The sequence below is a fragment of the Enterobacter sp. BIGb0383 genome (genome assembly GCF_003751845.1).
GTDB lineage: Bacteria > Pseudomonadota > Gammaproteobacteria > Enterobacterales > Enterobacteriaceae > BIGb0383.
Genome location: NZ_RJKQ01000001.1, coordinates 1,083,843 through 1,097,044, shown reverse-complemented (window position 1 = coordinate 1,097,044; position 13,202 = coordinate 1,083,843). Strand labels below are relative to the sequence as shown.

The window sequence follows — 13,202 nt, the reverse complement described above, 5'->3', positions numbered from 1 at the left end:
CTCTTTAATACTCTGCGTGACTGAGGGAAAGGTAAGCGTCGGAAAAGGGGTTGCGGCGTAAAAAACGGCCCTGACCGGGGCGGCCGGTAAAGACGCCGTTATCGAAAATCACCCGACCACGGGACAGGGTCTGACGGATGGCACCCTGACAGATAAAGCCTTCCCACGGGGAGTAGTCGGCGTTGTCGTGCAGCATCTCGTGGCGAATGGTGGTGGTGAGCTGCGGATCGATAATGACCACATCGGCGTCAGAACCGGGTGTCAGCTGGCCTTTATGCGGCCACAGGCCAAACAGTTTCGCCGGGTTGGTACTGGTCAGCGCCACGAAACGTTCAGGTGAAATACGTCCGCTCATCACGCCGTGAGAGAACAGCAGCAGCAGGCGGTTTTCCACCCCCGGTAAGCCGTTCGGGCAGCGGCTGAAGTCACCCTCGGAGATCTGCTGGCGCTGCGCCATCGAGAAGGTGCAGTGGTCGGTGGCAACCGTATCAATTGAACCGTCAGCAATACCGCACCACAGGGCATCGTTGTGGCTCGCATTGCGCAGGGGTGGACTAAGCAGGTATTTGAGCGCATCTTCCCGTTCGTAGCAGCGGTCATCGAGCAGCAGATATTGCGGGCAGGTCTCAACCCAGACGGGTTGATTCCGGGCTCTGGCGAGGCGCAGATAATCCAGCCCCAGGCCGTTAGAGAGATGCACGATATAGAGCGGCGCATTCCCGGCGAGCCGGGCGAGGTTAATCATGCGGGCAATTGCTTCGGCCTCGCACTCCAGCGGACGGCTCAGGGCGTGGTAGCGCGGTGCCGTCTTCCCGGCGGTAATAAACTCGGCGCGCCTCTGGGCAATGGCGGCGTCATTTTCCGGATGCACCGTGGTCAGCGCACCGGCACGATGCAGATGGCGCATGGCCTGCAGCACGTCGTTATCATTGAGTTTGTACTGATAAGTCAGGTAGAGCTTGAAGCTGCTAATGCCCGCCTCGACCATCATCGGGATTTCATCGAGAATGGCGGGGTTAACGTGCTGGATCACGCCGTGAAAGCTGTAATCGATAACGGCCTTGTAGGCGGCGTATCCGTGGTACACCTCCAACTGATGACGCAGGTGACAGCCCGGCGGACCGAAGCCCATATGGTCAACAATGGTGGTCGTCCCGCCGCAGGCGGCGGCACGGGTGCCGGTGAAGAAGTCATCGCAGCTGCGGGCAAGACCGGTATCAATATTGAAATGGGTATGAACATCGACCCCGCCGGGCATCACGTAACATCCGGCGGCATCAATGATGTCGCAGGGCTGCTCAACGTCAATGTTGTCGGCAAGACGTTTGACCAGGCCCTCTTCGATCAGCAGATCCTGTTTCGCCCGTCCGTCAGCGTTAACGATGAGGCCATTTTTTATCAGTAAGCGCATAGAATACCCCGGAGTGTCCCGCCGCCGAGGGCGGCGGGAACGGTCAAGAACGTTTATTCTGTGGCCAGCCAGCTTAACGGAATGGCGGCATACATCGCGGCGCAGGTCACCAGATGGGATTTCCAGGTTTTCTCGTTCGGAGCATGGGCTTCCGGCTCTTTACCCGGACCAAAGCCGATAACCGGAATGCCGTGGCGGCCCATAATGGAAACCCCGTTCGTGGAGAAGGTCCATTTATCGACGACCGGCGCTTTACCAAACAGACCCTCATAGGCATTGCTCAGGGCGCGGACGGTGTGATGGTCCTCTTCTACTTTCCAGGTCGGGAAATAGCATTCTGTGGGGTAAACCAGGCCGGTCCAGGAGGGACGATCATAGTGGTACATGGAGACCGCCGCCCCGACGTTCTGCACGGCGGGCAGGGCGCGGATCTCTTCCAGTGCGCCTTCCCAGGTCTCGCCCCAGGTCAGGCGACGGTCGATAGAGACGGCGCAGCTGTCGGCCACGGCACAGCGGCTTGGGGAGGTAAAGAATATTTCAGAAACGGTGAGCGTGCCTTTGCCCAGGAATTCGTCGTTACCGAGATTCTGCGAAAGCTGCTGCAGTTCGCCCAGAATGGGCCCCATTTTGAAAATGGCGTTATCACCGCGTTCAGGCGCAGAGCCGTGGCAGCTAATGCCCTGGACGTCGATACGGATCTCCATCCGCCCTCGCTGGCCGCGATAAATCTGACAGTCTGTGGGCTCCGTGCTTACCACGAACTCCGGGCGGATGCCGGACTGCTCGATGATGTACTGCCAGCACAGACCGTCACAGTCCTCTTCCTGAACGGTGCCGGTGATCAGCAGGGTGTACTCATCTTCCAGACCGAGGTCTTTAATGATTTTTCCCGCATAGACCATTGAGGCCATTCCCCCTTCCTGGTCCGAGGTGCCACGGCCACCGATCAGCTCATCGGTCTCCATGCCCTCATAGGGGTCAAAGTCCCAGTTTTTGATGTTACCGATCCCGACAGTATCGATATGGGCATCCATTGCGATCAGGCGCGGGCCGTGGCCGATATAGCCGAGGATATTACCCATCGGGTCAATTTCAACTTTATCGAAACCGACTTTTTCCATCTCTTCTTTAATGCGGTGCACGACGCGCTTTTCGTCGCTGCTTTCGCTGGGGATGGCGACCATATCGCGCAGGAAGCGGGTCATTTCTTTCTGATAGTGGTTTGCTTTTTCAACGATGAGGTTGAAAGGGATCTGTTTAGCCATGAATACGTTCTCCTGTCCTTAGATGGGGTAATTACTGTGCTGCCGGATGCTTGCCTTCCCAGACCACTTCCCGATAGTGCTTCACGTCGGTGTCGCCTTCGGTGCTGATGATCAGTACGACAGAATCGCTATCCAGCTTCAGTTTCTGCATCAGCGCCTCGCGCTGTGGGTTGAAATGTACGGCGGCCAGCAGGCCCGCGCCGACGGCGCCGGACTCACCGGAAATGACGCGTGGATCGTTGTTGAGCGGATTGCCGAGTACCCGCATACCAAGCGCTGCCACGGCATCCGGGCAGGAGACGAACTGCGTGGCGCAGTTGCGCAGAATATCCCAGCCCAGCGGATTGGGTTCACCGCAGGCCAGGCCAGCCATAATGGTGGCCATATCGCCGCCGACGTTAACGATCTCACCCTCTATGCCCGAGCGATAAATGCAGTTCGCCAGTTCAGGTTCAACGATAACCGTATGCAGATTTTTTGCGCCGTAGACGTCAGCCAGATAGCCCAGCACGCCGCCGGCCATCGCACCGACTCCCGCCTGCAGGAAGACGTGCGTCGGACGGGCGATACCCATCGAGGCGATCTGCTCGACGGCCTCGTCGGCAAGCGTGGCGTAGCCCTGCATAATCCAGGTCGGGATGCGGGTATAGCCTTCCCAGGCCGTATCCTGCACGACCTCCCAGCCGTTTTTCTCCGCCGTCTGCCGGGTAAAACGCACCGTGTCGTCGTAGTTCATGTCGGTTACGATACATTCCGCTCCCAGGCGCAGAATGACGTCGACACGCTCCTGAGCCGAGCCTTTGGGCATATAGATGACCGCGTTTTGCCCCAGCTGCTGCGCAGCCCATGCCACGCCGCGCCCGTGGTTGCCATCGGTTGTGGTGGCGAAGGTCATTTTCTCCGGAATGCTGGATTTCAGCGTTTCGAACGAGAATGCGTTGATATCCAGTCGGTATTTTTCGCACAGCAGCCGGGCGATGGCGTAAGCGCCACCCAGCATCTTGAAGGCGTTAAGGCCAAATCGCCGGGATTCATCTTTCACCAGAATTTTTTGCACGCCGACAAGACTCGCCAGTGCGTTGAGGGCATATAGCGGGGTGGGTTGATAACCCGCGATTTTTTGATGGAAATGGCGCGCCTGTTGCGCTTGCTGACGGGAAAACAGCGCTGACGTTTCCCCGGTAAAAAAACGGTTTTCGGCAATATCCATTTTCAGTGAGAAAGCAGACATACTCGATCCTTATTCGTCATGATAAGAGCAGAGGGGCTGGCCCGCAGGCCAGCCGCGGGGAGATTACTTGATACGTTTCTGTGCTTCCTTAAGCAGCTGTTCCAGCACCTGGCCCGGTTTCGCGTATTTGCGGCACATAATCATCGCGGCGATGATGTAGGGCTTCCAGCTGGCTTCTTTGTAGGTCGCAATACGGTATTTCTCGAATACGCTTTCGGCGACCTCGCCCTCTTCGCAGGAGACGCCCGTGATATCCGCGGGCAGACAGTGCATGTACAGGGCTTCGCCGTCGCGGGTCTCCTGCATCATCGCTTCGGTGCAGTGCCAGTCCGTATGTTTCGCGTTTTGCGCCAGGCATGCTTTTTCCAGCGCTTTCAGACCCTCTCGATCCTCGGCACGCAGCAGTTCGGTGCGTTTTTCCATGACTTTGTACGGTGCCCAGGACTTCGGATAGACAATGTCTGCGTCCTGGAACGCCTCTTCCATGGTGTTGACCTGACGGAAGCTACCGCCGCTCGCTTTTGCGTTGTTCTTCGCTACTTCAATCACGTCCGGGATCAGGTCGTAGCCTTCCGGATGTGCCAGGGTGACGTCCATCCCGAAGCGCGTCATCAGGCCGATAATGCCCTGCGGTACGGAGAGCGGCTTGCCGTAGCTTGGTGAGTAGGCCCAGGTCATGGCAATCTTTTTGCCCTTCAGGTTTTCCAGCGAGCCAAAGTGCTCGCGCAGCCAGGCAAGGTCGGCCATCGACTGTGTCGGGTGGTCAATATCACACTGCAGGTTGATCAGGGCCGGGCGCTGGGGCAATACACCCTGCTTATGCCCGTCGTCCAGCGCCTCGCCCACTTCACGCATATAGGCATTGCCCGCGCCGAGGTACATATCATCGCGAATGCCGATGGCGTCAGCGCAGAAGGCGATCATATTGGCGGTTTCACGCACCGTTTCGCCGTGGGCAATCTGTGATTTCCCTTCATCAAGGTCTTGCTGGGCAAGGCCCAAAAGATTCAGGGCAGACGCATAAGAGAAGCGGGTGCGGGTTGAGTTATCGCGGAAAACCGAAATCCCCAGACCGCTGTTAAAGACGTTGGTGGCAATGTTTTCAGCCCGTAGCGTTTTCAGGGCTGCCGCGACATCCAATACCTGTTTCAGCTCATCCGGTGATTGCTCCCACGTCAGCAAAAAATCTTTCTCGCTGAGATGAGAGTCGAGGTTATTGATATCCTTAATCAGTTCGTTAACAGTTTTCATTATTAGATCCTGGTCGTGAATGACGGGCTTTTTGATGGCTGTGCGGTCGGGTAGGTGGAGTGCCGGAATAGCGACTGCCAGCGCTGAAGAATGACTAACAATAAGTGTGCCAGTTCCTTTTTCGGCGAGAGGAAGTACATCCAATGGCGATAAATATGAGAGCTTTGTCACGAACTAAATCAACACGAGGTGGGGTTCAGACAGAAATTTTATGCGACAAGAGATATTTTTCAGGGAAGTGGGCTCTGGATGATGAGAAATAGACTGATTATCGTTTTATCTCTCTTCAATATGATAATTATGCGGCCGAAATTATCATATTGATAGGGAAGTGCGATGGCTATCGCATATTTTCGCTAAGGGGTAGGTAAGGGCATCATCTTTATCACCGATTACGGTGGGGCTGAGTGATATCATTATGGAAAGGAAATAAATCTGATGCTTACTGGTATGTTCTTCGCTGTGTAATTTAAAGAGGCCGATTATGATCCCGTCCCCGACACCCTCTGTGCTAATGCAGAATCAGATTACCATTCAGAAGTTTGCAAGGATGCTTTCCAGTGTGCTCCAGCTGGAGGTAGAGATAGTGGATAACACCCTGTGCCGGGTGGCCGGAACCGGGCTATTCAGCAAGCAGCTTGGGCGCAAGTTAAATACAAATTCCAGACTTTTGCGCTACATCATAGAAACAAAAAAGGAGAAAGTCGTTACGCATTCGCGTTTCGATCCTCTGTGTGAAGACTGTATTAATAAAGAAGAGTGTAAAGAGAAAGCCTTTATTGGTACGCCTGTCATCTATCAGGGTAGCTGCGTTGGGGTGATTAGCCTCGTTGCCGTTACCCGCGAACAGCAGGAACGTATTAATGATAACATCCAGGAATTCTCTGACTATGTTTGCCATGTTTCTAACATATTTGTTTCACGCTTTTTGCAGAACCAGAGCGGTGGCGACAGTATTCACAAAATATTTTTAACCACAATAGAAAATATGGATCAGGGTGTGCTGGTGGTCGGTCAGGACCAAAAGGTTAAATTTGCCAACCCGGTCGCGCTGAAAATAATGGCCGCCACCCGTGGTGGGATGCTGGGCAAAACGCTTCATTTCCAGCCGTTGACCTTTGAAGATAATTTTAAACAGGGTCATATGCAGCATGTGATCACCGTCGATGATAAAAAAACGCTGATTATCGGGCAGCTGCATGCGGTTCAGGATCAGTGGCTTTTTTTAATGGCCTTTCACCAGTCGCACTCATCCGCAGGCCTGAGTACCGTCCAGGAGGGCCCGCAAATTGAGGCGATGATCGGCGAATGCCATCCGATGCGCCAGCTGAAAAAGCTCATTAGCCGGGTGGCGCCAGGCCCGTCCAGCATCCTGATCGCCGGAGAGAGTGGAACCGGTAAAGAGGTGGTTGCCCGGTCCATTCATAAGCTCAGCGACCGCCATGCAAAGCCTTTTATCGCGATTAACTGCGCGGCAATCCCGGAACAACTGCTGGAAAGCGAACTTTTTGGCTACGTGAAGGGCGCTTTCACCGGGGCGTCGACGAGCGGGAAAACCGGTCTGGTTCAGGCCGCAAATCAGGGCACGCTATTTCTTGATGAGATAGGCGATATGCCGATAACCCTCCAGGCCAAGCTGCTGCGGGTTATCGAATCGCGTGAAATCCAGCCCGTCGGTGCCAGCAGCCCGATACCCGTCGATATCCGCATTATTTCGGCGACGAATCAGAATCTTGAGCAGTACATTGCCGACGGTAAATTCCGGGAAGATCTCTACTATCGCCTCAACGTGATCCCGCTAAGGCTGCCGCCGCTGCGCGAGCGTGGGGAGGATATTGAACTGCTGATCCACTACTTTTTGCATCTGCATACCCGTCGTCTCGACCTGGTCTATCCCGGCGTTTCCCCTGAGGTTATTGCGTTTCTCAGGCGCTACCGCTGGCCTGGAAATATTCGCGAGCTGAGTAATTTGATGGAGTATCTGGTTAACGTTGTGCCGTCCGGTGAAATTATCGACATGACGCTACTGCCGCCGAATTTAGTTAGCCGCAGCAAAGTGATGGTGCAGGCACCGCCGGAATTCTTCGCCGCGTCGGAGCCTCAGGAAGAGAGCGTCACGGCCCTGGAAGAGATGGAGAGACAGATGATTCGCGATGCGCTTACCCGATACAGTAATAAAAAACAGGCGGCGGATGAGCTGGGGATTGGTATCGCCACGCTGTATCGAAAAATTAAAAAGTACGATCTTGTCGGAGGCTAATGCTTACGGAGTTCCTTAAAAAATATCACCTGCGGCCCCTATTGCTTTTCTTTAAAATTAAATGATAATCATTCACGTTTTTATAGATTTCAAATAATAAATAATCGTGATAGTTACATAAAGGGTAGGGGCAACATGCGTAAACTTGCGCAGGCATTAGGGTTAAGTGTTCTGGTGATGGCGAGCCTGTCGGCTCAGGCAGAAGTGAAAACCATTACCGATGTGATTGGTCGTGAAGTGAAGGTCGATCTACCCGCGAAACGCGTGGTGCTGGGCTTCTACTTCGAAGATTATCTGGCCGTGGGGACTGAGAAAGCGTTTGATTCGGTGGTCGGCATTTCCCGCGAGGCCTGGGAGGGCTGGGTGCCTGCCAACTGGGAAATGTATCTTAAGCATCGTCCGTCCCTGAACAGCATTCCTGACGTCGGAGAAGTGGAAGCGCAGACCTTCTCCGTGGAAAAAGTCCTCAGCCTGAAGCCGGACCTGGTGGTGCTGGCCGACTGGCAGTATAAGGCTCTGGGCCTTGATGCACAGCGTATTGAGAAAGAGGGCATTCCGGTTGTGGTCGTGGACTATAACGAACAGACGGTAGCCCGCCATACGGCGTCAACGCGCTTGCTGGGCACCCTGACGGGCCAGCAGAAGCGCGCCGACGAACTGGCCGATTTCTATGCTAACGCCATGGCGGATGTCACCCGTCGCGTGGCCGACGCTAAGGCGGCTAAACCGAAGGTCTACGTTGAATTCGGCAATAAAGGTCCGGCGGAATACTCCTTCACCTACGGTAAAAATATGTGGGGCGCGATGATCGCCGCTGCGGGCGGAGACAACATCGCAGCGCCGTTCGTGGAGTGGTGGGGGCCGATTAACCCTGAACAGGTGCTGGCCTCTAAGCCGGATGTGATCCTGATTTCCGGCCGTGAGAACAATAAAGCGGCCACCGCGCTGCCGATGGGTCAGGGCGTCGCCGAAGCCGAGGCGCGCACGAAGCTGGCTGCCTTTGCCGGTCGCCAGGGCTGGAGCGAGCTGCCTGCTATCAAAAAGAACCGCCTGTATGGTGTCTATCAGGGCGCTTCCCGCACTCTGTCTGACTTCGCTATGGTCCAGTACATCGCGAAGCAGCTCTATCCGGCGCAGTTTACCGATATGGATCCGGTCGCTAACTACCTGAACTACTACGCGAAGTATCTGCCGGTTAAGCCGCAGGGCACCTTTGCCGTTTCGGTAAAATAACGCTATCGATGTATCAGACGGGAGCCCACGGGCTCCCGTTTTTTGTGGATATCCTATGACTGTTCATGTAAACGACAGCCAGCAGGCCATCACCCGGTTTCGCCTTCGCGAGCGCCGTCGGTGGCAGTGGCTGGTCTTTTTTACGCTGCTGACGCTGCTCAGCTTTATTCTTGATGTGGCCACCGGGCCTTCGCTGCTGTCGCCGCTGGAGGTGCTGCGCTCCCTGCTGGATTACGGCGAAAGGGAGTCGATGACCGACGCTATCGTGCGCGGGCTGCGCCTGCCCATCGCCCTGATGGCGCTGGTGGTTGGCGCCTCCCTCGGCGCGGGCGGTGCCCAGATGCAGACCCTGTTGAATAACCCGATGGCCAGCCCTTATACCCTGGGGATGGCCGCCGCAGCAGGATTTGGCGCGGCGGCGATGCTGGCCCTGGGCGGACTGGGGCTACACGATCTGATTGCCGTTCCGCTGGGCGCGTTTGTCTTTTCGATGATCGCCGCAGCTTTTCTCTTTTTCCTCGCGTCCATGCGGCGGATGAATATCGAGTCGATTATTCTCGGCGGGATTGCGCTGTTGTTTCTCTTCCAGTCGCTGATTTCCCTGATCCAGTTTATTGCCTCGCCTGAGTTGTCCCAGCAAATTCTGTTCTGGCTGTTTGGCAGCCTGAGCAAAACCACCTGGACCACGCTGGCGGTGACCTTCGTGGTGACGGTGATCTGCTGCATTTTGCTGTGGCTGGACTCCTGGAAACTGGCGGCCCTGCGGATGGGTGAAATGCGTGCCGCCAGTCTCGGGGTTAACGTTCGACGCCTGCGGATCAAGGTGCTGGTGATTGTCGCCGTGATGACCGCGACCGCCACCAGTTTTGTCGGGGTGATTGGCTTTATTGGCCTGGTCGCGCCGCATCTGGCACGCGTTAGCGTCGGTGAAGATCAGCGGTTCTATTTGCCCATGTCGATGCTCAGCGGGGCGCTGATGCTCTCCGCCGCCTCGGTGATGTCGAAATCCATTATTCCCGGCTCCCTGTTCCCGGTTGGCATTGTCACCGCGATTGTGGGGGTGCCATTCCTGCTGTGGCTGATCTTCTCCCCACGGAGGCGAGCGAAATAATGTTAACGATAACCGACCTCAGTATGGCCCACGGCCAGCAGACCATTATGGCGGGGATCAACGCCACCCTCGCCGCAGGGCAGATGCATGTGATTATCGGCCCGAACGGCACGGGAAAATCGACCCTGCTACGTACTCTGTTTGCCGATCATGCCTTTACGGCGGGCAGCGTGCAGTGGCATGAACGAAGACTGAATCCCGGCCATCATCGCTCCCGGGAGTTACAGCGCTGGCGGCAGGATATTGCCTATATGCCGCAGGACACCACGATTGATATCTCGCTAAGCGTACTGGAAATTGTCGTGCTCGGCGGACTCGATGCCCTGACGCTGCATATCGATCCTTCGATTCTGGAGCAGGCGATGGCCTGCCTGCAGGCCGCGGGGATTGCGGAGCTTGCGCACCGGGATATCACCAGCCTGAGCGGCGGGCAGCGGCAGATGGCGCTCTTTGCACAGGTATTGATGCGTAATGCCAGAATGATGCTGCTGGATGAGCCGGTCAGTGCCCTGGATCTTCGCCATCAGATAGCGATGCTAGACCTGGTTCGCGAGCAGACCCGCGCCCGTGGTCTGGTGACGGTGATCGTGCTGCACGATCTCAATCTGGCCTGCCAGTATGCCGACAACCTGCTGATCTTTGCCGATGGGGCGCTGAAAGCCAGCGGTGCGCCGGGGGATATCGTCACCCGTGATTTGCTGGCGCAAACCTATGATGTGGCGCTGGAGATCCTGCATGACAGGGCTGGTCTGCCGATGGTGCAGCCGTTGAGTCGGCACCATCCGCTGTTGATGCGGGAGTAAGAATACGGGGGGATTCTCCCTCGTTTACCACTCCGGCCCCGGATTTTTCCGGGGCCGCGATAATTTACCGTTAAGTACGCTGACCCACTAAACTTCTACAAATTCAACAGGATAAGCAGCGCTGATAATCGTCATATCCGCCGTCGCGGTGAGAATCGGTGTATCAATATCTATGGTATATGCGCCGTTTAAAACATACGTCGCTCTGATGATGGTCGCCCTCAAATCTGCGCCGCCCCCACCAGCACCCGGAATAATGATCCGGCATCCCGCTGATTTCGTGCCATAGCCGGCCGACCACACGATCATATTCGACTGTATATATGTCTGCCCGACGGCGGTCGCCTTAATGTGCTCGACATAGGTTCCCGTCGTTTTGATATATGCCCCGGCCGTCGTGACCAGGAAATACCCGCCCGATTTTTTATACAGCACGGTCCCCTGCGGGAACTCGCGGCCGCCGGGAAACAGGTCGTCCTCCAGAAGATACTGCTCGATGTTGCGTTTGAGACGCGCCCCACGTCGCCCCGGAGCCTCTTCATCGGCGGGGACAAAAAAATTGTTGCCGGACTCATCAATCCGGTCACAATACATTTTACTGACAGACACGTTAATGTTGACGTCATCGAGACAAATCACGTTATTCCAGTTTGAGTATGTGTAATGCGAGCGCGCATATTTACCACCCCCGGGCCCCTCGCTGGCGGCATGCTGACCAATACAGTCAATCTGCCGGGCATAAATCGTGCTGAAAACGGACGATGACGGTAGCCCCCGCCATTTAAAAATCTGACAGCGGCAATTTGCAACAATCGTGGAATTCGTCCAGTCATTCGCTCCACTGGTGGCGATCTCAATATCACCATTCATTGTGGCAATATTTCTGAGCGAGAAATTCTGCGGAGGTCCGGCATAGGTATTATTATTGACTCCCCAGTCAAGCAGGATGAATCTGTTGACTGTCCCCGACGGTTCCCCGGTTATATTTTCTACTGTAAATCGTTTGCTACCGTATACCGCGACGCCAGCAACGTACAACCCGCTACCAATAGATTTCGTAGAATCCGGATTACAGTAATTATCACTAATAACAAAATCCCGCCCCATTTCAACGTGGATACACTGGCGACACGCTGAGATACGGTTATTTCGAATAATGAAATTGGCAACATACTGCGAATCGTCAGCATTGACGCCGTAGGGCCCCGCTCCTGCGATACCTATCCCGATCCCCCAAAACTGTCCCGCGCCCGTGCCATCGACATTATGAATTCGATTACCTTCAACGATCAGGCCATCAGCATAATGTGAATTAACAACGTTTAATTCAATGCCGTCACCTCGGATATCGTGAATGTTATTGCAGGAAAAACGTGCGTACCGCATTTTTTCGCCGCTGGCTTGCTGCAATATTCCGAAGTAACAGGCTGTAAATTCATTGTCAGTGCAATCCAGTGTTCCTGAGGTTGTCATTCCGCTGATAAAAAATGCGGCAGTGAACTTCTGGTTTTTAAAAACATTATTGCGGACCCGGCAATCTCCGCCCAGCATATGCAGATAAACTCCATTCAGTGTCATATCGAATATATGACAGCTGAGAATGGTTGCCGCAATCGCCCCAGGGCCATTAAACGTACCTCCGCGCCATTGCAGGGAATCCAGCGTAACGGCTCCGGCCAGATGATAAACCCCCGTGGCGATAACCGGCAGCTGGCGCGCCTTTGCCGCGTCAGCACAGGCCTGGATCATCTCTGTATCTGAGGCTGTGGTGGCCTTAAACATTTCAGGCGTTAAAAACCGAACGGCGTCATCAAATTCCAGCTGTTGGCAATGGATGTCCGTCTTTGAGACCGGGGCGATAGAAGGGTCCATAATCAGAAGATGACGCCGCCGCCAACATAAAGGCCGTCAACCAGGGTGTGGCTCGGGCGGCCATTTTTACCATCGACGCCCGCATAGCGGTAACCGGCTTTCAGCGTGACCGGTGTGATCGGCGTCCAGCTAATACCGCCGTTGGCTTCAACATAGTTTTTAACGCTGTTAGTCAGGCTTTTCGGTGCGGAGTAGCCTTCGCCGTACAGTTTCAGGCTGTCGGTCAGTGCGTAAGAGATACCGCCACCCACCGGGAAGGCGACGCCGTTGTCGCCTTTTTTCGGCTCAAGCCAGGTGGCTTTTGCGCCCGCGTTAACCATCACCGGGCCAAGCGCGAAGTTATAGCCTGCGCCCGCGCCGCCAAGTTGAATGCCGTCCTGGGTGTTTTTCAGCCAGTTGCCTTCAAGATAAACGCCGGATGAGTCTTTACCGAGTTCCGCATTGAGGTTGGTGAAGTTTTTACCCTGTTCAGCCGTCACGCCCATCGCGAAGGAGGAGGCCGAAGCGGCAATCAGTGAAGCAAATAAAACAACGTTAATCTTTTTCATCAGTATGTCCTTAGTCATAAAAGCCTGCGGACGTTACCGGGTGGGGCTTCTGAGGACAAGCCGGAGAATGTTGCAAAGATTATCTTCAGAAAAACTGCCAAAATGTTATCTGGATTTTGATACCCGGCGTTTATTTTGTTAAAGCAATAAAATAAATTCCGCCGTTTATTCCCGGTTTGGTGAGTAAATTGAATCAGAAATCAACCCCGGACATTTT

General features: G+C 55.0%; 10 protein-coding genes. 4 read left to right on the top strand and 6 right to left on the bottom strand.

Annotation, left to right across the window (positions count from 1 at the left end):
* Positions 1 to 4: 4 nt before the first annotated feature.
* The 4 genes from hydA to ygeW all read right to left on the bottom strand — a co-directional run bounded on the left by hydA (position 5) and on the right by ygeW (position 5,158).
* Positions 5 to 1,411, bottom strand: coding sequence for a dihydropyrimidinase (gene hydA, locus EDF81_RS05350; RefSeq protein WP_123346936.1), 1,407 nt, complete (start codon positions 1,409 to 1,411; stop codon positions 5 to 7).
* A 53-nt stretch (positions 1,412 to 1,464) separates the two neighbouring features.
* Positions 1,465 to 2,676: a YgeY family selenium metabolism-linked hydrolase gene (locus EDF81_RS05345; RefSeq protein WP_123346934.1), complete on the bottom strand. Its 1,212-nt coding sequence runs from the start codon at positions 2,674 to 2,676 to the stop codon at positions 1,465 to 1,467.
* Between the two features lie 31 nt (positions 2,677 to 2,707).
* On the bottom strand, positions 2,708 to 3,907 hold the full coding sequence (gene dpaL, locus EDF81_RS05340) for a diaminopropionate ammonia-lyase (RefSeq protein WP_123346931.1): 1,200 nt from the start codon (positions 3,905 to 3,907) through the stop codon (positions 2,708 to 2,710).
* Positions 3,908 to 3,970: 63 nt separating this feature from the next.
* The gene (gene ygeW, locus EDF81_RS05335; protein WP_123346929.1) at positions 3,971 to 5,158 is read right to left on the bottom strand and encodes a knotted carbamoyltransferase YgeW; all 1,188 of its coding nucleotides are present in this window, start codon (positions 5,156 to 5,158) and stop codon (positions 3,971 to 3,973) included.
* Positions 5,159 to 5,642: 484 nt separating this feature from the next.
* Between ygeW and EDF81_RS05330 the strand changes: the two genes are divergently transcribed.
* From EDF81_RS05330 to EDF81_RS05315, 4 genes are all read left to right on the top strand, one after another.
* Positions 5,643 to 7,418: a sigma-54-dependent Fis family transcriptional regulator gene (locus EDF81_RS05330; protein ID WP_123346927.1), complete on the top strand. Its 1,776-nt coding sequence runs from the start codon at positions 5,643 to 5,645 to the stop codon at positions 7,416 to 7,418.
* Between the two features lie 135 nt (positions 7,419 to 7,553).
* Entirely contained in the window at positions 7,554 to 8,651 is a 1,098-nt protein-coding gene (locus EDF81_RS05325) for an ABC transporter substrate-binding protein (RefSeq protein WP_123346925.1), read from the top strand.
* A gap of 55 nt (positions 8,652 to 8,706) precedes the next feature.
* The gene (locus tag EDF81_RS05320) at positions 8,707 to 9,762 is read left to right on the top strand and encodes an iron ABC transporter permease (RefSeq protein WP_123346923.1); all 1,056 of its coding nucleotides are present in this window, start codon (positions 8,707 to 8,709) and stop codon (positions 9,760 to 9,762) included.
* Entirely contained in the window at positions 9,762 to 10,565 is an 804-nt protein-coding gene (locus EDF81_RS05315) for an ABC transporter ATP-binding protein (RefSeq protein WP_123346921.1), read from the top strand. The genes EDF81_RS05320 and EDF81_RS05315 overlap by 1 nt, the downstream gene beginning before the upstream one ends.
* An 87-nt stretch (positions 10,566 to 10,652) precedes the next feature.
* Here the strand turns inward: EDF81_RS05315 and EDF81_RS05310 are convergent, their stop codons facing one another.
* Together EDF81_RS05310 and EDF81_RS05305 are read right to left on the bottom strand one after the other, a co-directional pair.
* Complete coding sequence (locus tag EDF81_RS05310) at positions 10,653 to 12,437, bottom strand: right-handed parallel beta-helix repeat-containing protein (protein ID WP_123346919.1); 1,785 nt, start codon at positions 12,435 to 12,437, stop codon at positions 10,653 to 10,655.
* A gap of 2 nt (positions 12,438 to 12,439) precedes the next feature.
* Positions 12,440 to 12,985 carry a YfaZ family outer membrane protein gene (locus EDF81_RS05305; protein WP_123346917.1) on the bottom strand — a complete coding sequence of 182 codons (546 nt, stop codon included), beginning with the start codon at positions 12,983 to 12,985 and terminating at the stop codon, positions 12,440 to 12,442.
* Positions 12,986 to 13,202 lie beyond the last annotated feature (217 nt).

Coding starts and splice junctions, on each gene's coding strand:
- EDF81_RS05345 (WP_123346934.1), bottom strand. CDS start 2,676: ATGGCTAAACAGATCCCTTTCAACCTCATCGTTGAAAAAGCAAACCAC.
- EDF81_RS05320 (WP_123346923.1), top strand. CDS start 8,707: ATGACTGTTCATGTAAACGACAGCCAGCAGGCCATCACCCGGTTTCGC.
- EDF81_RS05325 (WP_123346925.1), top strand. CDS start 7,554: ATGCGTAAACTTGCGCAGGCATTAGGGTTAAGTGTTCTGGTGATGGCG.
- EDF81_RS05305 (WP_123346917.1), bottom strand. CDS start 12,985: ATGAAAAAGATTAACGTTGTTTTATTTGCTTCACTGATTGCCGCTTCG.
- EDF81_RS05330 (WP_123346927.1), top strand. CDS start 5,643: ATGATCCCGTCCCCGACACCCTCTGTGCTAATGCAGAATCAGATTACC.
- hydA (WP_123346936.1), bottom strand. CDS start 1,411: ATGCGCTTACTGATAAAAAATGGCCTCATCGTTAACGCTGACGGACGG.
- dpaL (WP_123346931.1), bottom strand. CDS start 3,907: ATGTCTGCTTTCTCACTGAAAATGGATATTGCCGAAAACCGTTTTTTT.
- ygeW (WP_123346929.1), bottom strand. CDS start 5,158: ATGAAAACTGTTAACGAACTGATTAAGGATATCAATAACCTCGACTCT.
- EDF81_RS05315 (WP_123346921.1), top strand. CDS start 9,762: ATGTTAACGATAACCGACCTCAGTATGGCCCACGGCCAGCAGACCATT.
- EDF81_RS05310 (WP_123346919.1), bottom strand. CDS start 12,437: ATGGACCCTTCTATCGCCCCGGTCTCAAAGACGGACATCCATTGCCAA.